Below are 21,558 nucleotides of genomic sequence, written 5' to 3'. Positions count from 1 at the left end.
CCCTGAAAAGGGGCGTTCGTTCAGGTTGACAGCATTTGAAATTATACGGAACTTCAACAATCGCAGGCCATTCATAATTGGCTGCGCACTTTAGGAGATTGCCTCATGCCTGCCCTCATGTCCCCCCGCCATGTGAAGACCGGATCGACAATGCTCCTCCTCGCCGGCGCGCTCGCCATGTCGGCGTGCGCATCGAAGGCGCCGAAGGAACTGCCGCCCGAGCCGGGCCCGGCAACCACCACCACTGGCCCCACCCAGCCGAGCGGCCCGCAGGCCGGCAGCCAGGCCGACTTCCTCGCCCGCATGATGGGTTCGGACACCATCTATTTCCAGCTGAACGAGGACACCATCGATTCGGCGGACCAGGCCGCGCTTTCGAAGCAGGCCCAGTGGCTGCTTCAGTACCCCAACAAGCGCGCCACCATCGAAGGCCATGCCGACGAACGCGGCACCCGCGAATACAACCTCGCGCTGGGTGAGCGCCGCGCCAATGCGGCCAAGAACTACCTCATCAGCCTGGGCGTCGATGCCTCGCGCCTGAACACCGTGAGCTACGGCAAGGAGCGCCCGATCGCGCTCGGTTCGGACGAAGCGTCGTGGGCGCAGAACCGCCGCGCGGTTACCGTCACGATCGACTGATCGGGCGCGCTCCGGCGCAGCAAATCGGCCCCGGTTCGCGTCAGCGAGCCGGGCTTTTTTGCATGCGGGGCAAGCCATACGCACTTGCATTGGCTTCGAGTCGGCAGGTATCGGCGTTCGAATGAGTCGCGCAGGTCGATCACAGGACTGGGGTTTCCCGCGCTGGCGCGGCTATGGCAGCTCGCACGAGGCTGCCCAGGTGCGCCTGTGCGATCGCCACGGCTGCACCGATCCGGGCAACTGCCCCGCGCCCAAGAGCCCCAACAGCCCCGACCGCTGGTACTTCTGCCAGAAGCATGCCGCCGAATACAACGCCGGGTGGGACTATTTCGCCGGTCTCGACGCCGAAGAAGCCGCCCGGCGCGAGCAGGACGAGCAGGCGCAGACATCGGGCTACAAGGAATCCTCGCACTACGGCTGGCCGGTTCGGGCGACGGTTCGCGCAGCGGCGACGAACTGCGCGCGCTCGAAGCGCTGGGTCTCGACCCGGATGCCGAGTTCGATGCCGTGCGCAGGGCCTGGCGCGCCAAGGCCAAGGAAGTCCACCCCGACGTGCGCCCCAACGATCCCGAGGCGGCCAAGGCGTTCCAGACCTATCAGCTTGCCTACGAAGTCCTGCGCGCGGCGGAAGAACGCCGCGAATGGAAGGGATGACAGGCCCCGCCCGCCCGGATTGACCGGGGCGCGGCGGCTGTTTCGCGGATCGATGCGATATTGCGGCCATGGCAGCCGCGCGGGTGGACATGCCCGGAGAACGGCTCCAAGAAGCGGGCACCCCCCGACCGCGCCCCAGGTCGTCCACCGAGAGTCGTGATGATATCCAGCCGCCTGTTGCCTCGCCGTGTCCGCGTCGTCCTGCGCCGCCACGGTCCCGAAGCGCTGGTCTGGCGGAGAAGGGTGGCGATCGTCGGCGGCGCCGTGCTGGTCGGGCTGGTGGCCCTGGTGTTCGCCGAAATGGCCGACCGGGCGAATGCGCTGTTCCATATCCTCGCGCGGGACTGGTGGTGGGCGCCGCTGCTGGCCACGCCCGCCGGATTTGCCGCCATCGCCTGGCTGACCCAGCGCTTCGCACCGCTGGCCAGGGGTTCGGGAATTCCGCAGGTCATGGCGGCCACGAAGAATCCCGAAGCGGCGATGTCGACGCTGGTTTCCGCGCGGGCCGCCATCGCCAAGTTCTTTCTGACCGTGGGCGGGCTGCTGATCGGCGCTTCGGTCGGCCGCGAAGGGCCCACCGTCCAGATCGCCGCCGCCATCATGGGCCGCATGCACCGCATCTTGCGGGTGCCGCTGCGTTCGTCGGTCTATATCGCGGGCGGAGCGGCCGGCGTGGCGGCGGCCTTCAACACGCCGCTGGCGGGCGTCGCCTTCGCGATCGAGGAACTGGCCGCCGCTTACGAGCAGCGCATGACGCTGCTGGTCATGGCCGCGGTACTCATCGCCGGCATGGTCAGCCTGGGCATCGCAGGCGATTACATCTACTTCGGCGCCATGCGGCAGACCCTCGGGTTCCAGCAGGCGCTTGTCGTTACGCCGGTTGCCGGAATCCTCGGCGGGATGGCGGGCGGCGGGTTCTCGCGGTTGATGCTGGCCTCGGGCACGAGCGCGATGCGCCCGATGGTCTGGCTGCGCGCGCGTCCGGTGCTGTTCGCTGCGGGCTGCGGTATCGTCGTCGCGGTCCTTGGCGTCTCGACCGGGCTGACCTGGGGGACCGGGTACGATACCGCCCATGGAATCATCGCCGGTCAGGACGTGCCCCTCTGGTTCGGCGCGGCGAAGTTCGCGACCACTCTGGCGACGGCGGTTTCCGGCATTCCCGGCGGCATTTTCGCCCCGTCGCTGTCCATCGGCGCCGGGATCGGCGACCTGCTGCGCGGCATCTTTCCCGACTATCCCCCCGGCGCGATCGTGCTTCTGGGCATGGTGGCCTATTTCACCGGCGTGGTCCGCGCGCCGTTGACGGCGGTCATCATCATCTCGGAGACGACGGCCAGTCGCGGGCTGATGATGCCCTTGCTGGCCGCCGCGCTGATCGGAGACTTTGCCGCACAGCTCGTGAGCAAGGAGAAGCTCTACCACGGGCTGTCGCAGCGCTTCCTGCAAAAGGGCGCCTGATCGCGGACCGCCCCGCGCGGCCGCCCATCTCGCGGGCGGCGTCCACACCGCATGACGGCCGCACAAACACAAAGGGCGCGCCTTGCGGCGCGCCCTTTGCGGTTTGCACCGGCCGAAGCCGATGCCTGAAGCCGATGCTTACTTGGGCGAAAGCACCATGAGCATCTGGCGGCCTTCCATGCGCGGATAAGCCTCGATCTTCGCGACGTCCGCGACATCTTCCTGCACGCGGCGCAGCAGGTTCATGCCGAGCTGCTGGTGCGAAAGTTCACGGCCACGGAAACGCAGGGTCACCTTCACCTTGTCGCCATCGCCGATGAAGCGCTGGATGTTGCGCATCTTCACGTCATAGTCGTGATCGTCGATGTTCGGACGCATCTTGATCTCCTTGATCTCCTGCGTCTTCTGGGTCTTGCGCGCGGCATTGGCCTTTTTCTGGGCCTCATACCGGAACTTGCCGACATCCAGGAACTTGCACACCGGCGGGTCCGCGTTGGGCGAGACTTCGACCAGGTCAAGGCCGACTTCGGCCGCCTGCTCGATCGCCTGGCGCGTGTACATCACGCCGATGTTCTCGCCGTTTTCGTCGATCACGCGGACCTTGTCCGACTGGATCATGTTATTGTAGCGCGGTCCGCTCTTGACCGGTGGCGTCATCATGCGCCGGGGTGGGGGTGCTATAAGCGTTCTCCTGAATCGTTTCTGTCGCTAGGCGAGTGCGGGGTCATTAATGCGAATCGCGTCCGCACGCAAAGCACGATTTCACGCAAATTCTACAGGACGCCCGGGCCGTGTGAAACGGCCGACCTGCAATATAGGGTGTCAGGCTGCGGATCGCCATAGGGGGTAGCGCAGAAGCTGGTCCTTCGCGGCCACCAGTGCGTCTATTTCCCGTGCCGGCTGCAGCGCTTTCAGGATAGCCGGATCGGCCGCGTCCATGCCGCCGGTGAGCGCGCCGAAAGCGGGCAGGATCAGGCGGTTGCCGCTATGCACCACGCAGGGGCGGGCGATGCGGCGGCCCCTTGCGTGAACCACCAGACGGGGGTGGAAATGGCCGGAAAGCTCGGGTTCGGTGGTTCCCGGCAGGGCTTCATGGCGCAGCATGATCCCTTCCACGGTGATCTCCTCCACCCGCGTGCCGCCGGCTTCGCTGCCGAGGTGCGGATCGTGGTTGCCGGTGATCCACACCCAGTCCAGCGCGCGGGTCAGCGCCGACAGCATCCCGGCGGCGTGCGGTTCGAGCCGCTCCGTTCCCTTGCTGTCATGAAAGTTGTCCCCAAGCGCAAATACTCGCCGGGCTCCTGTCTGCCGCACGGCAAGGGCAAGGCGCTCCAGCGTTTCGCGGCTGTCATACGGGGGGAGCATCTGCCCGCCCCTGGCATAATAGCTGGCCTTTTCGAGGTGCAGGTCGGCAACGAGCAGGGCCTGTTCGCGCGGCCAGTAGAGCGCCGCGCCGCGTCCGGCCGCGAATCCCGCCGGCGTGGGGACCAGCCGCAATTCCTGCGTGCAGAACGAAAAGGGAACCATGGCTTTCCCTTGCCGCAGGCCGCGCGATTTGGCAAGCGCCCCGGCTGAAGAGGAGATGCGATGACCGACTGGACCGCCCAAACCGAACGTGCCCGTGACTGGTTCGAAACCCTGCGCGACCGGATCTGCGCCGAGTTCGAGGCGATCGAGCGCGAGGCGGGCTCGCCGGCGTCCTTCGGCTATACCCCGTGGCAGCGCGCGGCGGTGGAAGGCGGCGAAGCCGGGGAGACGGGCGGCGGCACGCGCGGCCTGATGAAGGGCAGGGTCTTCGAGAAGGTGGGCGTCAACGTCTCCACCGTCGTCGGCTCGCTGGCGAAGGATTTCGCGGGGACCATCAACGGCGCGTCTGCCGAACAGAACGCCTTTTCCGCCACCGGCATCAGCCTGGTTGCGCACATGGCCAATCCGCATGTTCCCGCGGTGCACATGAACACCCGCTTCCTGACGACCACCAGGGCGTGGTTCGGCGGCGGCGCCGACCTCAATCCGCCGCTGCCCTACGACGAGGACACGGCCGAGTTCCACGCCGAGCTCAAGGCCGCCTGCGACGCGCACGGAGCGGACTATTACGACCGCTACAAGGCGTGGGCGGACGAATATTTCTACATCCCGCACCGCAAGGTCCATCGCGGCGTCGGCGGCATCTTCTACGATCACCTTGAATGCGCGGACGAAGCGGCATGGGAGGCGAACTTCGCCTATACCCGCGCGGTGGGCGAGGCGTTCCTCGCGGTGTTCCCGCGCCTTGTGCGGCGGCGCATGGGCATGGCGTTCACGCCAGCCGACAAGGTGCGCCAGCTCGAATGGCGCGGCCGCTATGCCGAATTCAACCTCGTCTACGACCGGGGCACCCTGTTCGGGCTCAAGACCGGCGGCAATATCGACGCGATCCTGATGAGCCTGCCGCCCGAGGCGAGCTGGAGCTGAAGCGGGCCGGAAGATCGAGCGCGCTTTTCTGGAACGGGGCGTGAGGTTTTCGTCGATGGACAGGGGGCAATTCGCTCGCGGATAGAAGGGCTTCCTTCTCCGGCCGATCCGGCCGGGACAGCTCCCGCGAGTATGGCATGAACCTGAGCAGACGTACCCTCGTGCAGGCGGCCCTCTGCGCGCCCGCGTTTTACGGATCGGGCGCGGCGCGCGCGCTGGCCGCGCCGCCTGCGCAGGACATGGCCGCCTTCATCGCCGCAATGCCCAAGGCGGAATACCACGTCCATCTCGAAGGCACGCTGGAAGCGGAGATGAAGTTCGCGCTGGCGCAGCGCAACGGCTTGAAGCTGCCCTATGCCGATGTCGCGGCGATGAAGCGCAGCTATGTCTATCACGACCTGCCGAGCTTCCTGGCGATCTACTATGACGGCATGAACGTCCTGCTGAAGGAGCAGGATTTCTACGACCTCGCTTACGCCTATCTGGCCAAGGCCCATTCGCAGAACGTGCTCTATGCCGAGATGTTCTTCGATCCCCAGCAGCATATCGACCGGGGCATCCCCGTAGAGGCCGTGATCGGCGGGATCACCCGGGCGCGGGCCGATGCGCAGGCAAAGCTCGGCATCGAATCCCAGCTCATCCTCTGTTTCATGCGCGACCTGACGGCGGACAATGCGATGAAGGCGCTCGATGCGGCGCTGCCTTACCGGGACAGTCTGGTCGGCGTCGGCCTCGATTCCGACGAGAAGGATAATCCGCCGGGCAAGTTCGCCGCCCATTTCGCCAAGGCACGCGCGGCGGGGCTCCATGTCACGGCCCATTGCGACGTCAACCAGAAGGACACGCTGGACCACATCCGCGAGGCGCTGGTCGATCTCGCGGTCGACCGGATCGATCATGGCGGCAACATCCTGCAATCGCCCGAACTCATGGCCATCGCCAGGAAGCGGGACGTGACCTTCACGGTCTGCCCGACCTTCTCGGGCCAGATCATGGTGGCGGGCAAGCCGGTGGACGTGGTGCGCGGAATGCTGGACCAGGGTCTGAAAGTCACGATCAACTCTGACGATCCGGCCTACATGGGCAGCGAATACGTGAACGAAGTGCTGGTGAAGGCACAGGCGCGCGGCAACCTGACCAAAGCGGAACTCGTCCGGATAGAACGCAATGCCTTCGACACCGCGTGGATCGCGCCGGAGCGCCGCGCGCGGTTCCAGGCCCGGCTCGGCGATTTCGCGCGGGAATGGGGCGCTGCCTGACGCGGTTGTGGCAATGCCGGGCACATCGCTGTAGGTGGCGCGCGAAAGCTCAGACAGTTCAGGTAGAGGCATGGCCCGCAAATATTCGAAACACGGCCCTTACGACGACGTGCAGGACGAGGAAGAGGAAGCGCCGCCGCCGGTACCATGCTGGCTCTGCGGCCGCCCCACCGGCAAGACCATCGTCTGGCACCACCCGGTTCCCAAGAGCCGTGGCGGGCGCGATGTCGTGCCGATGCACTCGATCTGCCAGCAGACGCTGATCGCCAACTTCACCAATTCCGAGCTTCAGCGCCACGGGATGGACGTGCAGGGGCTGCTGGACAATCCCAGCGTGCGCAAGTTCGTGGACTGGGTGGCGAACAAGGACCCGGACTTCACCGCGACCATCACCAAGAAGCGCCGCTGACCCGGTAGCCGATCCTGCAAACATGGCTTGATCTCGCCGCCGTCAGGGTGCCAGATGAAGCCATGCAGGAACACACTCGCGCGATGATCGCCGCCGCCGCCTTTGCCTTCCTTACCGGAAAGAAGGTGGGGGGCCTTTACGATCACTCGGCCGGACGCGATCGGCGGATCGCCGCCGAATCCCGCGGCAACCAGTTGCAGGGGTTCGACGGCGATCGCGGCGCGAAGTTCGGCGGCACCCTTCCTGAAATCCGCGATGCCGCCGATGGCGCTTTCATCTCGTTCGAGGTCGAAGGCGCGAAAGTGCGCGGGTTCGACCGGGGATCCTCGCAGTTCTACGAGGCGCAAGTGGCCGACGGGCTGGTGCAGGTCTACGACCATGGATCGGCCGCCTGGTTCGCCTATGACGTGCAGGACGCGGATGCCGCGCAAAGCTATCACCGCGGCGCGGAGGCCTGACGCCACCTGTGCGCCGGGCGCAAAGCTGAAACGCCCCGCAGCCTCCTAATCGCCCGTAGCCGCCGCGCCTATCTTTCCGCCGAACGCAATTATCAGGAAGGATTTCCCATGGACCTCAAGATCGCCGGCAAGACCGCTCTCGTCACCGGATCGACCGCCGGCATCGGCCTTGCCATTGCCGCCCGGCTGGCGGACGAAGGGGCCGAAGTCGTGGTTACCGGCCGCAACCAGGCCAAGCTTGATGCGGCTGCCGAGGTTGTCGGCGCCTTGGCAAAGGTGCGCCCGGTGCTCGCCGATCCCGCCACTGCCGAAGGTGCGCAGCGCTGATCGCGGCGGTTCCCGAGGTGGACATCCTGGTCAACAACCTCGGCATCTACGAGGCGCGGCCCTTCGTCGAGATCACCGACGCGGAATGGCTGAACTTCTTCGAGGTCAATGTCCTCAGCGGCATCCGTCTTTCGCGCCACTATTTCCCGGGAATGCTGGAGCGTGACTGGGGGCGCGTGATCTTCATCTCCAGCGAAAGCGGGCTGATGACGCCGGGCGAGATGGTTCACTATGGCATGACCAAGACCGCGCAGCTTGCCGTCGCGCGCGGCATGGCCGACGCCACGCGCGGTACGAAGGTCACCGTCAACAGCGTGCTGCCGGGGCCGACGCGCTCGGAAGGCATCGTTGAGTTCATCCGCTCGGTGGTGGAGAACAAGGACGCCTCTGAAGCCGAGCGCGAGGAGGAGTTCTTCTCCAGGCTGCGTCCGCTCTCGCTGATCCGCCGCCTGATCGAGGCGGACGAAGTGGCGGCGATGACCGCATTCCTCGCCAGCCCGCTCGCCGCCGTGACCAACGGCGCGGCGATCCGGGCAGAGGGCGGGATCCTGCCGACTATCGCCTGATCCATGAAGACCGGTGCAGGGCGCGGTTCAAGCCGCGTCCTGCCCTTGCAGACTATGGGCGCCGGCCATGGGGGGCCAACCTCAGGGGCCCACCACGGGAATCTTCCAGCCGCGTCTCGGTATTTGTCCCGATGGGGCTCCCGGACTGCACGGTGCATGATCCAGCCTTACGAGTGTTGTCGCTTCGGCAGCATGACGGGAGCTGTATCATGCAGGATCAATCGTGGAAAATCTTCACCGGCGCCACTTTCCTGCTGCTGGTCTTTGCGGTGATCCCCAAGGCGTGGAGCCAGGACCCGGCGCCGCCTGCGGTGTCGTCCGGGGCCGATGCCCGCGACAAGGTCGTGGAGGTCTGCATGGCCGAAGCCAAGGCGCGCGGGGAAAAGCAGGGCGCGGTGGACGTCGCCATCCGCAAGGTCGAGGACACCGACAAGAAGAGCGACGGCCGCGCCTCGCTCCGGGCCGAGGTCGATGTGACGACGCGCGAGAAGGACGGCAAGATCAAGACCACGCAGAAGACCATCAAGTGCGATACCCGCGACGGCGTCATTACGGGGTTCAAGTATTAGCCGTCCTTGCGGACGTCTTCCGGGATAGAGGCAGACCGATCTCGGCAAGCCTTGGCATGATGGGCTTTCCCACTGTCAGCGGCGGCTTTCCATCAGCGGCTGGATGCGGGTGCCGAAGGCTTCCACGCCTTCGATGAAGTCGTCGAAAGTGAGGAGGACGCCGCCGGTGTTGGGCACTTGCGCCATTTCGTCCAGCATCCGCGCCACGCTTTCGTAGCTGCCGACCAGCGTGCCCATGTTGATGTTCACCGCGCCTTCGGGTGCCGCGAGCTGGCGGACGTTGGTGTCGGTGTTCACGGTGTCCTTCGCGCCCTGATCCGCCAGCCAGGCGATGGCTTCAAGGTCGACGCCGTCGTTGTAGCTCTTCCACTTGGCCATGGCCTCTTCGTCGGTTTCGGCGGCGATCACCATGACGAGGACGAAGATCGAGACCGCGCGTCCGCTCTCTGCCGTGAATTTCGCGAGGCGTTCGTTGTTGAAGGCGAAGGCGGTAGGCGTGTTCACTCCCTTGCCGAGGCAGAAGGCATAGTCCGCCCACTTCGCCGAGAAGGCCAGCCCCGCATCGGACGAGCCCGCGCAGATGATCTTCATCTCCGCCTCGGGCTGGGGGCGGACGAGGCAATCTTCCATCTGGTAGTACTTGCCCTTGAAGTCGGAGCGGCCGGTTTCCCAGAGTTCGCGCAGGACCTGCGCATATTCGCCCAGCACTTCGTAGCGGTTGCGGAAGTGCTCCTCGCCCGGCCAGAGCCCCATCTGGGTATATTCCGGCGGCTGCCACCCGGTGATGAGGTTGAGCCCGAAGCGGCCGTGGCTGATGCTGTCGATCGTGTTGCACATGCGCGCGGCGAAGGCCGGCGGGATGATGAGCGTGGGGCAGGTGGCGAAGATCCTGATCTTCTCGGTCACGGCGGCTAGCCCGGCCATCAGGGTGAAGCTTTCCAGGCCATATTCCCAGAACTCGGTCTTGCCGCCGAAGCCGCGCAGCTTGATCATCGAGAGCAGGAAATCCAGCCCGTGCTTCTCGGCGCTTTGCGCAATCTGCTTGTTGAGATCGAAGCTGGGTTTGTATTGCGGCGCGTTCTCGCTGATCAGCCAGCCGTTGTTGTTGATGGGAACGAAAACGCCGACCTGCATGATTAGCTGCTCCTGAGAAAATCGAGGACGAGGCGATTGAAGTTTACGGGATCGGTGACGTTGCAGGCGTGGCCGCCCCATTCGAACAGGGCGACTTCGGCGCTCTCCACCGGCGCGGCGAGATCCAGCGCGGTGGCATGGGGCACCAGGAAATCGTCACGGGTGGCGATCACCAGCAGGTTCTCCAGCGCGGCAAGACCGGCGGGATCGGGGGCATGAGGCCTGCACGGCGGCGATGCGCTTGGCCGTGGTCGCCACGCCGGGAAATGCGGCAAGGTGATGCGCGAGTTCCGCCTTCAGCGCATCGTCATGCGCGGCGATCCAGTCCGGCGGGAAGAGGAACAGCGGCTGGGCTTCGAGAAAGGCCTGCGGCCCGGCGCCGTGCAGCAGGGCGAGGCGGGCGGCGAAGCAGCGGCGGGTATGGGGAGAAAGCGCGCGCCAGCCGTTGATGACGGTCAGCCGGTCGATCCTGCCGGTGCGGATGGCGGTTTCCACGCCGATCGCACCGCCAAGCGCATGGCCGATGAAATGCGCGCGCTCGACCCCGAGAGCGTCCATCAGCAGGATCACGTCGCTCGCCATGTCCGCTACCGAAGTGGTTTCCGGCAGGGTGCGGTCGCTGCGGCCGGTGCCGCGATGGTCGTAGGCGATGACGCGGAAGTGTTCGGCAAGGGCAGGGCGGTTTGGCGCCCAGTAGCCCGCCGAGCCGCCGAGGCCGCTGGACAGGATCAGCGCGGGCGCATCGGCGCTGCCGTGGATTTCGTAATGGAGCCCGGCAACCTCAGCCAAGATGGGCGACCGAGGCGATCTCGACCAGGCAGTCCGGCTTCACCAGTTCGCACTTGATGCAGTAGCGGGCCGGTTTGTCTCCGGGAAAGTACTCGGCATAGACGGCGTTGAAGGCGGCATAGTCTGCCAGGTCCTTGAGGAAGATGTGGTTCATGGCAATGTCGGCCATGGTGCCGCCGGCCGCTTCCACGGTGATCCTGATGACGTCCAGGACATGGCGGGTCTGCGCGGCGGCATCGCCCACGTGCAGCACCGTGCCGCCTTCGCCAAGCGCGAGCACGCCCGAGACGTAGACCGTGTTTCCCGCTTTCGCGCCCGCCGAATAAGGCGCGATGGGCGCGGGGAACTGCGGCGGGTTGATCGGTTCGAATGGCATTACGGCTCCCCCAATGATGTCTCGCGCGCCGGAAGCTGGCCGACGGCGGTGCGGAAATCGGCGACGCTGCTTACCCAGCCGAAGAATTTCTCGACATTGTAGAGGCTTGCCTCCCGGATGAAGTCCGGCCCAAGGTGATGGACCGCGTCTTCCAGCAGCACCCCGAAATATTCGAGATGGAAACCGTCGCGCAGGGTCGATTCGACGCAGACGTTGGTGGCGATGCCGGTGAACACCAGCGTGCGGATGCCGCGCGCGCGCAGCACAGAATCGAGCTGCGAGTTGAAGAACGCCGAGTAGCGCGGCTTGTGGACGCGCAGGTCCCCCGGTTGCGGGGTCAGCGCCTCGACCAGCTCATAGTCCCAACCGCCGCGGGCCAGGAAACGGCCCGCCAGTTCGGGCCGCTTGCGCATGGTCTTGAGCGCGTTGGACTTGTGCCAGTTGGGGGACTGCGGGGTGCCGGCCTCGGCATAGTCCGCATCCCAGCCGTTCTGGAGGAAGATCACCGGCATCCCGGCATGGCGGGCAATGTCGAGCACTTCGGCAACCCGGCCGATCGTTGCCGCGGCGGGGCCGACATCGAAACCCGCCTCGTCCACATAGCCGCCCTTGCTGGCATAGGCGTTCTGCATGTCGACGACGATGATCGCCGTGCTTTCGGGGTGCAACCTGATCGGTTCGGGACGTGCCGGCAGGGTCACCGAGGGACCGGTGCCGGCGGGGACGGGATCGACGATCGCTTCGTTCACCCTTCGCACTATTGTGCAGTTGCAACAGGAGATCAAGCGGTTGCGGCCGCGCGGCGCGCCGGTTCCGGTCGGGGGTGTTTCAGTATGCGTTCTGTACCGTTTGTGTCGGTTTGTACTGCTGCTCAAGCACTTCGAGGAAATGGGCGTTCCGGCGCTGGTTTTCCGATCCCAGCGCCTCGATATCGAGGGTATGGAACAGTTCCACGCCGAAAGCGCGGTCTTCCACCCAGCGCACCTGGCCGACGTGCTCCACGTTTTCCGGCATGCGGATGCAGACGATCTCGTCATGACGAAGCGCGGATTCCTGCGGTTTCATGCCCCGCAGGGCAAGGCACATGCCCCGCTCCGAGACGTTGCGCACGATCACCGGCTGCTCGGCGGCAGTCTGCTGTGCGGGGGACTGGCGCAGAAGGCTGGCGCCGATCAGCGTCCGCATCCGCGGCGCGCGGGGCCTCAGCCGCCGAACGGGAAGGAATGCCGCATCGAGCAGTTCCGCCTCCGTCATCCCCAGGATGGCGGCGTAAACCGCCGTTTCCATAGAACTCGCCATGAACACCTCCTGCTGGGAAAGATTGGGACAAGATCGGGGGTTGGGACCGTCACCAGATACGTCGGGGCTCTGCATCGCCATGGTCCCGGTCCCGCCGCCATGGTGCTGTCCGGGACCTTCCGCCGGCGTTAAGCTGCCGCATCGGAATTCTCCGCAGCAATCGATTGGAGCCAAGCAATCCCGCTCGTGGTGCGGAAGTCACAGTTTCATTGCATAATTTGCACTTCGCATATCGCCCCCTTGCCGCGCTGCGAAAAATCCTGACATGAAGCCTTGGAATGCTGCGTCAGTACGAACTTGTCGAACGCGTGAAGGAATACGCGCCCCAGGCCGATGAGGCCCTGCTCAACCGTGCCTATGTCTATACGGTGCAGAAACACGGGACGCAGAAACGCGCCAGCGGCGACCCCTATTTCAGCCACCCGGTCGAAGTCGCGGGCCTGATGACCGAGTTGAAGCTCGACCAGCAGACGATCATCACCGCGCTGCTCCACGATACGGTGGAGGATACCCTCGCAACGATCGAGGAGATCGAGAAGCTGTTCGGCCCCGACGTCGCCCGGCTGGTGGACGGCGTTACCAAGCTCTCCAAGATCGACGTGATGACCGAGAATGAGCGCGCGGCCGAAAACCTGCGCAAGTTCCTGCTCGCGATGAGCGAGGATCTGCGCGTCCTGCTGGTCAAGCTGGCTGACCGCCTGCACAACATGCGCACCCTTCATTACATCAAGAAGGAGGACAAGCGCCGCCGCATCGCCCGCGAAACCATGGATATCTACGCCCCGCTCGCCGAGCGCGTGGGCATGTACGAATACATGCGCGAAATGCAGATGCTGGCGTTCGAGCAACTCGAACCGGAAGGCTATGCCACGATCACCGGCCGGCTTGAGCAGATTCGCAGCGAGGAGGGCGGCCAGGTTGATTCCATCGCCCTTTCCATCAAGCAGGCGCTGGCCGAAGCGGGAATGAACGTCGAGGTTTCGGGGCGCGAGAAACACCCCTACTCGATCTGGCGCAAGATGGCGGAACGTCACGTCACCTTCGAGCAGATCACCGACATCATGGCGTTCCGCGTCCTCACCGATACGCCGGAGGAATGCTACAAGGCGCTCGGCATTCTCCACCAGACCTGGCAGATGATCCCGGGCCGCTTCAAGGACTACATTTCCACTCCCAAGTCCAACGGCTACCAGTCGCTCCACACGGCGCTGATCTTCGAGCGCTCGATGCGCATGGAAGTGCAGATCCGCACGCGCGAGATGCATCGGACGAACGAGTTCGGCCTCGCTGCGCACTGGGCCTACAAGCAGGGCGGGGCGCGTCCCGACGGGCAGGTCGGCTGGCTGCGCGACCTGATCGAGATCGTGGACGCCAGCCACGACGCCGAGGAACTGCTCGAGAACACCAAGATGGCGATCTATCAGGATCGCATCTTTGCTTTCACACCCAAGGGCGCGCTGTTCCAGCTTCCCAAGGGTTCTACGGCGGTGGATTTCGCCTATGCCGTCCATACCAACCTCGGCAATGCGGCGGTCGGCGTGAAGATCAACGGCCGCCACATGCCGCTGCGTACGCAGCTTGCCAACGGCGATGTGGTGGAGATCATCAAGAGCCCGAATTCCGAGCCGCAGCTTTCGTGGCTGGGCTTCGTCGTCACCGGCAAGGCGCGCGCCTCCATTCGCCGGGCCGTTCGCGCGAAGGAACGGCAGGAAGTGGCGGAGATCGGCGCCAAGCTGCTCGACGAGATCATGGGCCGCCTGCCGGGCCGCATCGGCAAGAAGGCGATCGACGGCGCCATCCAGCGTCTCGACATGCGCGACGATGAGGACCTGATGTTTGCCGTTGGCTCGGCGCGTCTTACCGACCGTCAGGTGATGGAAGCGCTGGTGCCGGGCAGCACCGCCGAATTACCCGATGACAGCGATTGGGCGTATACCGAACGCGCAATCTCCATACGCGGCCTGACGCCGGGGATGGGTTTCGAACTGGCCGATTGCTGCCACCCGGTCCCCGGGGACCGCATCGTCGGCCTGCGGCGGCCGGATCACAAGGTGGAGGTCCATGCGATCGACTGTATGACGCTCGCCAGCGGTACCGATTTCGACTGGCTCGACTTGTCCTGGGGCGAGCGCACGACCGGCGCGGTAGGGCGCCTTAGTCTGGTGCTCTACAATCGGCCGGGCACGCTTGCCGAGGTCACGCAGATTCTCGCGACCAACCGCGCCAATGTGACCAACCTCCAGATGGTCCATCGCGACGAGCCTTTCGGTACGTACGAAGTCGATCTGGAGGTGAGCGACCTTGCGCATCTCACGCGGATCGTCGGAGCTCTGCGGGCGAGCGAGGCCGTTGCCGAGGCCGAGCGCATCTGACGGCGCGGTTCAGGGGTCAGTATTCCAGGCTGACCCCGACCTCGTCGCCTTCCGCCAGTCCTTCGGCGCGCCGCACGCTGGCCTTTACCGGCAGCAGCCAGCCACCGTCGGACTTGTTGGGAAACACCGAGGTGGCAAAACGGGTGCCGCCGATTCGTGCCTGGACCTTGAGCGAGCCGAAGCCGCGCGCCGTTCCTTCCAGCTTGCGCATCACGGCCGTGCCGGAGAGCGCCTCTCCTGCCTCGCCGTCGATAGTGACGAAGTGCCAGGTCCCATTGCCGGATCCTCCGGTCCAGCGCCAAAGTCGCCCGGTGTGGGCGAGCTGCTCGAGCAGCGTCACGGCCTGACCTCGCGGATCGGCACGGGAACGTTGCACACGTCCACGCCGCCGGCGGGCTGAATGTAGAAGTCGTCCTTCCGGTTTGCGCGCTTGTCGAGATAGGCTGCGAAACTGTGGCTGTCGGTGGAGAGGTATTCGTAGGCGGGCAATCCGGGAACCTCGCTGCCCATGCGGACGGAGCGAATCGCCACGCGCTCGGCAGCTGTCTTGTAGAAGCCGATCTCGCCGGTGCCGCGCGGCAGGGCGGAAAGGTTTTCCATTCCCGAGATCACCCGTCCTACGACGGCGATATTCCGGTCCAGTTGGCGCGGAGCCTGCCCGATCACGGCGTAGAGTTCGGCCCCGGTGCCGGTATCGGGCGAATTGTTCCGGCCCACGCCGACCGCGCCATAGCAATGGAGAGGCCAGGCCGCCGTGCCGCTCGCTCCAGGCCCCCCACCCACGCCCACGGGCCAGCCATCGACGAACATCGTGCTGGCAGCGTAGGAATCCTTGCTCGAAATGCCCGCGCCTGCCTTGCCGATCGATGCTACGTATTCGTCCTCAGGCACGGCCGTGAGCCCTTTCGGTAGCGGCTTGGCCTTTTCCGGGTTCTCGCCTTCCGGGTCGCCCCACTGCACCACATAATTGTCCTGAACGCGAACCACCGCGATCCCGTCGTACCACCGCGCGGACACGAGCTTGCGGATGTTGCCGGTCCAGCCTTGCGAGAACGGGGCCGGCATCAGCTGGATCAACACGCGCCGGCCTTTCCTCGAACCGTCGGGCGCGAGGTCCATGACCAGGAGATTCGATGGTGCGATCCGCACCCAGTCCTTTGCCGGTGCCGCTGCGACGACATCGTTCGGGGTGCGCGCAGAAGGCCCTTCGTCCGCGAGCAAAGGGGCGGCAAGAAAGGTGCAAATCGCGAGCGCGGAAAAGAATTTGTGCATCAAGTGCGTGTGGCACGACCAGACGGCTTGCGAAACCCTTCGTCGCAGGCTAGGGCGCCCGCCTTACCAGTGCAATGCGGAGCGGTGGCCGAGTGGTCGAAGGCGCTCGCCTGGAAAGTGAGTATACGCCAAAAGCGTATCGAGGGTTCGAATCCCTCCCGCTCCGCCAACTGACCGTCTGAGACGGTCCCTACTGGTCTACCAACCCTTGATTTTCCGCCAGTTTTAGCCCCATCTGGGGCGGCCATGGTCTCGCGTTGTCTACAGGCGTCAACTCGATACCATGGTACTCGACGTGGTATTGGACCCGTCGATCCATGGTATCGGGATCATGCTGAACGACGCGAAGGTGAAAGCGGCCAAGCCGCGGGACAAAGCTTACAAGCTTGCAGATTCGGGATCGCTCTATCTCAACGTGAGTACGACAGGCGTTCGCTCTTGGCGAATGAATTACACCTTCGGTCGCAACGCCGCTGGGAAACCCCACCAAAAGACGCTGACCTTCGGGACCTATCCGGCGATGACGCTTGTCCAGGCAAGAGCCCGCCGGGCCGAGGCGAAGGCCCAACTGAGGGAGGGGCGCGATCCGGCCGTCGAAAAGGTCGTCGCTGCAAAGGCCCGAGCGCTGGAGCACGAGAATACATTCCGGGCCGTGGGCGATCGCTGGTTCGAACTGAATAGTGGCTGGTCGCTGGAAAAGCTCAATGCCTATCGCGGGGAACACGGCGGAAAGTGGTCGCACCGCACTTCCCGGCATTGGGTTACGAGCCGGTCGCCCTGGTCGGCGGTACACAGCGCCGATGTCCTGATGAGCCTGGAGCGTGACATCTACCCGGCGATTGGTGATTTGCCCATCACGACGGTGAAAGCACCCAAGCTGCTCGAGGTTCTGCAGAAGGTGGAGAAGCGCGGGGCAATCGAGACGGCCCACCGTCTCCGTCAGCGCTGCGCGGGTATCTTCGCTTACGCCATCGGCGCTGGCATGTGCGAGATGAACCCGGCGGCTGGCCTCAGCGCAAACCTCAAGGACAAACCCAAGGCGCGGAAGCAGCCATCTATCGTGGACGGTAAGCGCGGTCCGGAGGAGCAACTGGCCGCGCTCCGGCAGATGATGGTCGATTGCGAAGCTGAACGCTGCCGTGCCTCGACGAAGTTCGCCCTGCGGTTCATCGCCCTGACCGCCGTCCGTCCGAACGAGATCCACGGCGCGCGCTGGGACGAACTTCACGGCCTAGAGGGCGATGATCCCCGATGGGTTATTCCGGCCGCGAGGATGAAGGGCGACGAGGATCGGAAATCGGAGGAAGATGGCGATCACGTCGTTCCCCTATCGCGCCAGGCGCTCGAAGTGCTCGAGGCAGCCCGGCAACTCACAGGCCAGTTCCCGCTGATCTTCCCCAGCGAGCGAAACCCCTTCAAGCCGATGTCCGAGAACACGTTGCGGGCACTGTTGATTCGGGGCGGGTACGGCGGCCGGCATGTCCCGCACGGCTTCCGCGCCGCATTCTCGACGATCATGAATGAGAGGGCGGACCGGGAATGGCGCGCCACCGGGCATACCGGCGCGTCGCCCGACCGAGCGATCATCGATCTGATGCTGGCCCATGTGCCGGAGAACAAGGTGGAGGGCGCCTATAACCGGGCGTCATATCTGGATCGCCGACGCGAATTGGCGCAGGAATGGGCAGACTTGCTGACAGCAGACTTCTGGGAGCCGGAAATACACCTCGGTCAGCCGATACGCTATGCTGCGACCGGTTCGGGGAGGAACCGGTAGCCTATCTTTTGCGAATCTTCTTTTAACTTTCCTACCGCTAGTGCACTCAGCCGGTGATTCGAACGGGTGGGTGATGGACGAAGCAAAGATTGGTGTGGGTGTTGCGACACTGCTAGCCGGCGCAACGCCGTTCAATGCTGGTAACGTCAATGAAACCTACCGCGGGCAAATCCAGCTCGCAGGGGGTGAGATCGCTCTCGCGATCGTGAAGGATTTGAGCATACGGCAACTCACCAATGAGTTGCTCGCATCGACCCTTGCTCACGCTGTAGGCCTACCCACACCTCGCGCCTATCTCACGGTCGCTCGTCCGTCCGTCATATCTTTGAACCAAGCACCTCAAATGCCAGATGGTAACCGCTTGGTGTTCGCTAGCGTCGACGCCAAAACCCCCAGTCTAGCATTTCGTTACGAACAAAACCCGAGTCTCGCTCCAAGCCTTCTGGCAGCCCTTACGGCATGGGAGGATTTAGGGCGATGTTACGGTTTTGACTCTTGGACCGCCAATACGGATCGGCACCCCGGAAACTTGCTTTTCGGAGGCCCAAAAGATGTATGGCTCATTGATCATGCCACGCATTCACGGGGCCGATGTGGCAGGTGGGAGATTTAAGGCCGACCGGCGGATATGATCACCGTATGGGGCAGTGGTTGACCCCACATATGGGGGTCGACGACCGGAAGGCAAAAGCTGGCGAGGCGGCAGGTTTCGAAGCGCTGATTTCTGGCGTCGACGTGGAAGAACTGATCCAAGCAAGCATGGTGGATAAGCTACTCCCGTCGGCTGAGATTGACGAACTGCGGAACTTTCTGCGTGATAGACGGCCTTATGTGTCGTACTACTCCAATCAGGCCCTAGACTTTCGGAGCCTCGTATGATGAGCATCGCACTGACCCTGGACGCGTTTCCTGCCGTAGAGGGGCTTGTGCGGGCCCAGTGGGCACCTGTGCTCCTAAATCCCGTGGCCGGCTCTGCGGAGCGTTTCGTTATCGGCGTTGCTGCGGTTAATGGCGCGGGGTTTGTCCTTGAACAGGCCAATGCTCTGGAACGGCTCCGTTGCCTCTATGGTGCCAGTGCTGAGGCCGCTATCTTTGCTGCAGTTGTCGCCCTCGAGCAGCTTGAAAATGAGTTTGCTTCTCGGGGTGCCGACGCGTTGTCCCAAGCCCGTGCTTTCGTATCTGGAGTTGAGATTGGTCCGATCCGAGAGGGTGAGGGACCAAGCCTGAAGGCGATTGCCGCAAGCTGGATGATCGCTATGTCGTCCCTCTACAAGGTCGACAATACTGACGAGGCCGATGAAACGTCCGACATATCATCGTCAGCCGGCGAGGGCATCGATAGGCTTCCCCGTCTGGTTATGGACTATGTTGGCCAACACGATCCGAGATTTTCCCGCTTCTTTAGGCAAGATTTGATTGGTGGGCAAAGGCGTCGGAAAAGTCACGAGATCACGATCGACTTCAATGGGGCGAGGCTCGTCGCAAATTTCGGTGTCCTTCAGCCGGGCGGCATTGCGAAATCGGTAGATCACATCAAACGTCGACTTTGGGACCTCAAGGTGCGGCGCGATGCCGAAACAGATAGTTTCATTCATCGGCATCATGAGATGATTATCCAAATGCCGAGCGAGGACGATCCGATCCTCACGCCCCGGCAGCATGCCAACCTTAAGGAAGCTCATCGCTCACTGGAGCAACAGGCAGACCAAGAAGAGCTAAGGCTCCGTCCCCTGCCAACGGTCCCTGCCATCGGGCAACGGGTGATAGCGGGCGAATCCGGGCTCGCAGCATAAATTCTGCAGGAGCGGTTGAGGTTTACGCCGCCGCCCCCCGCTGCTGGTTCACCCATGAACGGACCTCCGCCTCGCTCCAGCGGCTGGCATACCCGCCAGGCTTGTACTGCGTCGGGAAACGCTGCTGGCTGATCAGCCTGTAGATCATCGCCTTGCTCAGCCCCGTCATGGCGGTAACTTCCGACATTCGGAGCAGGCGGTCTGGAACATCGCTCATTCCGGCTGGCCTCCCTCATCTTGGGCGGGGCGGATCAGCCGAACGTTTCCAGTCAGCTGAACAGCATCGGCACCGAGGTTTTCGCAAGGGATGTCGAGCCCGTCAGTCTCCGGCATGTACTCCTGGCAGGAGCGGCTGGCATGGACCCGCGGCAGCATTCCGACCATCGCAAGGCGTCCGACAGGAACGATCTGCGGCACCGGCGCCGAGAATTCACAGACACCGTCTTCACCACCTGATTCTATCGGCGCCTCCTCGCTCATGTCGGAAAACGCACCTGCTCGGAAATACATGCAGGTGCGGCATGTGTGCTCGCGCCTCATTGACGGGTAACTCCGGGCAGAAGGGGAACGACCTTGCCGACCAAGGGCCGTGTGACGATCGGCAAGCCGATCTTCGCTTGGAGTTTCTCCGCCCGGATTACCGCCTCGTCATGGGTGATGGCGAAATTGGTCTCGCGATACTCGTCGTAAGAACCATCAGGCTTTTCGACGAAGATTGACCACCGCCATTTCACGGTCATCGGCTCGCCATTACAGGTCCAGCCTTCGCCAGTGATTTCCGCGATTACGATCGTGCCGACGGGCGCGGTCCACCCGGTCGGCCGGGGCTGCGGATCGGGGAGGGGAACCCAGGCGATCGGTTCTTCGCCATATCCCTCATCGTTGTACCAGCCGCTGTCGCCCCAAGTAACCGGCACCCAGGGTTGCCAATGAGTGTCGGTGGGGCCGTCCGGGAGGACCAAGCCCAGAACCCAGCCACCATTCTTGGTGGCGGTTTCGATGGGCTGCGGGGTAAGCGGGGTGACGGTCATCTTAGCTTTCCTCGTTCATACAGGGGGTCAGGCCGCGCATATCGGATGCGCAGACAGGGCAACGGCAGGAGAGTGCGAGGGCGCGGCCCCGCTTAATTCCAGCGAGAGCAGCGCGGACCTTTTGTCCTTCGTCCCATTCGCCTGCGTTTATCTTCTCCCGGCAGTTGCAGCGGCGGTGACTGTCTTGGGCGAGCGTCGCCTTCACAATTTCGCGGGCTTCAAAAAGGTCTGCGGCGATCATACGCTGAGCGCCTCCCCGAGCGCGTCGAGGCGTTCGATCATGATCCTAGAATCCCATTCGTCGTCGTAGTCGGGGTCGTTGAACTTTCCCATGCGGTGATAGTCCCAGGCCCGCTCTGCGGCCCGTTCGATGTCCCGTAGGCGCATCATCTCGGCGTCCCGCTCGGCGTCAGCGGCCCGCAACTCATCGACGAGCGCCAGTAGGGCCTCGGCGATGCTGGGCACACTGCCGGCTGCTTGTGCTCTCGCGAGCTCGATCGCTACGGCGTGTTCGGTTGCTGCGCTCATACCGGCTCACCCTCCGCCTGGGTCCGAAGCGCTTTGCACGTTGCCGGCAGCGTGCCGGGATCGATGCCCACCCGAACCGCTTCCAGGCACATCTCAATGTCGGCCGTGTCGGCCAGCCGATCGAGGCAGTCGCGGATCCCAACAACCACATAGCCAACCACCAAGACGATAAGCAGCGTGCCGAAACTCAGCGAGATCTCTCGATGTTGATTGCCACTGAGATGTGAACCGGGGGGCGTATAAATTACCATTGAGAATTGACCCATGTTTCCCTCGCCTCCGGCTGCCAGTCGGAGGTCGTGGAGTGATCAACATGGACTTACTCAGTGTGATCCGCCGGTGGCATTTCCGGCAGAAGATCTCCATTCGGGAGATCAAGAGGCGGACCGGCCTG

At 64.0% G+C, this 21,558-nt stretch carries 26 protein-coding genes, 1 tRNA gene and 2 pseudogenes; 14 read left to right on the top strand and 15 right to left on the bottom strand.

Features of this window, described 5'->3' with window-relative positions; genetic code table 11:
• Positions 1-105: 105 nt before the first annotated feature.
• The 3 genes and pseudogenes from pal (at position 106) to ADT71_RS09855 (ending at position 2,751) form a co-directional block, all read left to right on the top strand.
• The gene (gene pal, locus ADT71_RS09865) at positions 106-639 is read left to right on the top strand and encodes a peptidoglycan-associated lipoprotein Pal (RefSeq protein WP_231635780.1); all 534 of its coding nucleotides are present in this window, start codon (positions 106-108) and stop codon (positions 637-639) included.
• 121 nt (positions 640-760) lie between these two features.
• Positions 761-1,293, top strand: a pseudogene (locus ADT71_RS09860) (J domain-containing protein).
• Between the two features lie 159 nt (positions 1,294-1,452).
• The gene (locus ADT71_RS09855) at positions 1,453-2,751 is read left to right on the top strand and encodes a chloride channel protein (protein WP_054436462.1); all 1,299 of its coding nucleotides are present in this window, start codon (positions 1,453-1,455) and stop codon (positions 2,749-2,751) included.
• Between the two features lie 138 nt (positions 2,752-2,889).
• On the opposite strand, the gene infC is transcribed toward ADT71_RS09855, so the two are convergent.
• Both infC and pdeM read right to left on the bottom strand, forming a co-directional pair.
• The gene (gene infC / locus ADT71_RS09850) at positions 2,890-3,411 is read right to left on the bottom strand and encodes a translation initiation factor IF-3 (RefSeq protein ID WP_054436461.1); all 522 of its coding nucleotides are present in this window, start codon (positions 3,409-3,411) and stop codon (positions 2,890-2,892) included.
• Positions 3,412-3,573: 162 nt separating this feature from the next.
• On the bottom strand, positions 3,574-4,278 hold the full coding sequence (gene pdeM / locus ADT71_RS09845) for a ligase-associated DNA damage response endonuclease PdeM (protein ID WP_054436460.1): 705 nt from the start codon (positions 4,276-4,278) through the stop codon (positions 3,574-3,576).
• 60 nt (positions 4,279-4,338) lie between these two features.
• On the opposite strand from pdeM, the gene hemF reads away from it, so the two are divergent.
• The 6 genes and pseudogenes from hemF (at position 4,339) to ADT71_RS09815 (ending at position 8,793) form a co-directional block, all read left to right on the top strand.
• Entirely contained in the window at positions 4,339-5,205 is an 867-nt protein-coding gene (gene hemF / locus ADT71_RS09840; protein ID WP_054436459.1) for an oxygen-dependent coproporphyrinogen oxidase, read from the top strand.
• 137 nt (positions 5,206-5,342) lie between these two features.
• Entirely contained in the window at positions 5,343-6,464 is a 1,122-nt protein-coding gene (add, locus tag ADT71_RS09835; RefSeq protein ID WP_231635779.1) for an adenosine deaminase, read from the top strand.
• A 70-nt stretch (positions 6,465-6,534) separates the two neighbouring features.
• Positions 6,535-6,873 (top strand): hypothetical protein, encoded by a 339-nt coding sequence (locus ADT71_RS09830; protein ID WP_054436458.1) that lies wholly within the window; start codon positions 6,535-6,537, stop codon positions 6,871-6,873.
• A 62-nt stretch (positions 6,874-6,935) separates the two neighbouring features.
• Entirely contained in the window at positions 6,936-7,331 is a 396-nt protein-coding gene (locus tag ADT71_RS09825; protein WP_054436457.1) for a hypothetical protein, read from the top strand.
• Positions 7,332-7,439: 108 nt separating this feature from the next.
• Positions 7,440-8,224 (top strand): annotated as a pseudogene (locus ADT71_RS09820) (SDR family NAD(P)-dependent oxidoreductase).
• A 209-nt stretch (positions 8,225-8,433) separates the two neighbouring features.
• On the top strand, positions 8,434-8,793 hold the full coding sequence (locus tag ADT71_RS09815) for a hypothetical protein (RefSeq protein ID WP_054436456.1): 360 nt from the start codon (positions 8,434-8,436) through the stop codon (positions 8,791-8,793).
• Between the two features lie 75 nt (positions 8,794-8,868).
• Here ADT71_RS09815 and rutA read toward each other — a convergent pair whose 3' ends face one another.
• From rutA to ADT71_RS09790, 6 genes are all read right to left on the bottom strand, one after another.
• The gene (rutA, locus tag ADT71_RS09810; RefSeq protein WP_054436455.1) at positions 8,869-9,927 is read right to left on the bottom strand and encodes a pyrimidine utilization protein A; all 1,059 of its coding nucleotides are present in this window, start codon (positions 9,925-9,927) and stop codon (positions 8,869-8,871) included.
• A 2-nt stretch (positions 9,928-9,929) separates the two neighbouring features.
• The gene (locus ADT71_RS33440; RefSeq protein ID WP_231635778.1) at positions 9,930-10,100 is read right to left on the bottom strand and encodes an alpha/beta fold hydrolase; all 171 of its coding nucleotides are present in this window, start codon (positions 10,098-10,100) and stop codon (positions 9,930-9,932) included.
• Positions 10,084-10,716, bottom strand: coding sequence for an alpha/beta fold hydrolase (locus ADT71_RS09805; protein WP_231635777.1), 633 nt, complete (start codon positions 10,714-10,716; stop codon positions 10,084-10,086). Before ADT71_RS09805 ends, ADT71_RS33440 begins: the two co-directional genes overlap by 17 nt.
• Positions 10,709-11,092 carry a pyrimidine utilization protein C gene (gene rutC / locus ADT71_RS09800; RefSeq protein WP_054436454.1) on the bottom strand — a complete coding sequence of 128 codons (384 nt, stop codon included), beginning with the start codon at positions 11,090-11,092 and terminating at the stop codon, positions 10,709-10,711. The genes ADT71_RS09805 and rutC overlap by 8 nt, the downstream gene beginning before the upstream one ends.
• Positions 11,092-11,841 (bottom strand): pyrimidine utilization protein B, encoded by a 750-nt coding sequence (rutB, locus tag ADT71_RS09795; RefSeq protein ID WP_054436453.1) that lies wholly within the window; start codon positions 11,839-11,841, stop codon positions 11,092-11,094. Before rutB ends, rutC begins: the two co-directional genes overlap by 1 nt.
• Before the next feature lie 79 nt (positions 11,842-11,920).
• On the bottom strand, positions 11,921-12,391 hold the full coding sequence (locus tag ADT71_RS09790) for a PilZ domain-containing protein (protein ID WP_132469906.1): 471 nt from the start codon (positions 12,389-12,391) through the stop codon (positions 11,921-11,923).
• A gap of 278 nt (positions 12,392-12,669) precedes the next feature.
• Here ADT71_RS09790 and ADT71_RS09785 point away from each other — a divergent pair, with 278 nt between their 5' ends.
• Positions 12,670-14,763 carry a bifunctional (p)ppGpp synthetase/guanosine-3',5'-bis(diphosphate) 3'-pyrophosphohydrolase gene (locus ADT71_RS09785; RefSeq protein WP_054436451.1) on the top strand — a complete coding sequence of 698 codons (2,094 nt, stop codon included), beginning with the start codon at positions 12,670-12,672 and terminating at the stop codon, positions 14,761-14,763.
• 16 nt (positions 14,764-14,779) lie between these two features.
• Here ADT71_RS09785 and ADT71_RS09780 read toward each other — a convergent pair whose 3' ends face one another.
• A complete protein-coding gene (locus ADT71_RS09780; RefSeq protein ID WP_369818218.1) occupies positions 14,780-15,103 on the bottom strand; it encodes a DUF1905 domain-containing protein in 324 nt (107 codons plus the stop codon).
• Complete coding sequence (locus tag ADT71_RS09775) at positions 15,100-16,035, bottom strand: peptidylprolyl isomerase (protein WP_054436450.1); 936 nt, start codon at positions 16,033-16,035, stop codon at positions 15,100-15,102. The genes ADT71_RS09780 and ADT71_RS09775 overlap by 4 nt, the downstream gene beginning before the upstream one ends.
• A gap of 78 nt (positions 16,036-16,113) precedes the next feature.
• On the opposite strand from ADT71_RS09775, the gene ADT71_RS09770 reads away from it, so the two are divergent.
• From ADT71_RS09770 to ADT71_RS09755, 4 genes are all read left to right on the top strand, one after another.
• Positions 16,114-16,204 (top strand) — tRNA-Ser (locus ADT71_RS09770).
• 114 nt (positions 16,205-16,318) lie between these two features.
• On the top strand, positions 16,319-17,812 hold the full coding sequence (locus ADT71_RS09765; RefSeq protein WP_243692762.1) for an integrase arm-type DNA-binding domain-containing protein: 1,494 nt from the start codon (positions 16,319-16,321) through the stop codon (positions 17,810-17,812).
• Positions 17,781-18,425 (top strand): HipA family kinase, encoded by a 645-nt coding sequence (locus ADT71_RS35590; protein WP_369818217.1) that lies wholly within the window; start codon positions 17,781-17,783, stop codon positions 18,423-18,425. Before ADT71_RS09765 ends, ADT71_RS35590 begins: the two co-directional genes overlap by 32 nt.
• 265 nt (positions 18,426-18,690) lie before the next feature.
• Entirely contained in the window at positions 18,691-19,605 is a 915-nt protein-coding gene (locus ADT71_RS09755) for a hypothetical protein (RefSeq protein ID WP_132469904.1), read from the top strand.
• Between the two features lie 22 nt (positions 19,606-19,627).
• On the opposite strand, the gene ADT71_RS09750 is transcribed toward ADT71_RS09755, so the two are convergent.
• From ADT71_RS09750 to ADT71_RS09730, 5 genes are all read right to left on the bottom strand, one after another.
• Positions 19,628-19,822 (bottom strand): AlpA family transcriptional regulator, encoded by a 195-nt coding sequence (locus ADT71_RS09750; RefSeq protein WP_054436447.1) that lies wholly within the window; start codon positions 19,820-19,822, stop codon positions 19,628-19,630.
• A complete protein-coding gene (locus ADT71_RS09745; protein ID WP_054436446.1) occupies positions 19,819-20,085 on the bottom strand; it encodes a hypothetical protein in 267 nt (88 codons plus the stop codon). The genes ADT71_RS09750 and ADT71_RS09745 overlap by 4 nt, the downstream gene beginning before the upstream one ends.
• Positions 20,086-20,141: 56 nt before the next feature.
• A complete protein-coding gene (locus ADT71_RS09740; protein WP_054436445.1) occupies positions 20,142-20,636 on the bottom strand; it encodes a hypothetical protein in 495 nt (164 codons plus the stop codon).
• Between the two features lie 237 nt (positions 20,637-20,873).
• Complete coding sequence (locus ADT71_RS09735) at positions 20,874-21,164, bottom strand: hypothetical protein (RefSeq protein WP_054436444.1); 291 nt, start codon at positions 21,162-21,164, stop codon at positions 20,874-20,876.
• Positions 21,161-21,430: a hypothetical protein gene (locus ADT71_RS09730; RefSeq protein WP_132469903.1), complete on the bottom strand. Its 270-nt coding sequence runs from the start codon at positions 21,428-21,430 to the stop codon at positions 21,161-21,163. Before ADT71_RS09730 ends, ADT71_RS09735 begins: the two co-directional genes overlap by 4 nt.
• Positions 21,431-21,558 lie beyond the last annotated feature (128 nt).

The sequence above is a fragment of the Novosphingobium sp. ST904 genome (genome assembly GCF_001298105.1).
Taxonomy (GTDB): domain Bacteria; phylum Pseudomonadota; class Alphaproteobacteria; order Sphingomonadales; family Sphingomonadaceae; genus Novosphingobium.
Note: the sequence above shows the minus strand (reverse complement) of the source record. Positions and strands in the feature narration are given on the sequence as shown.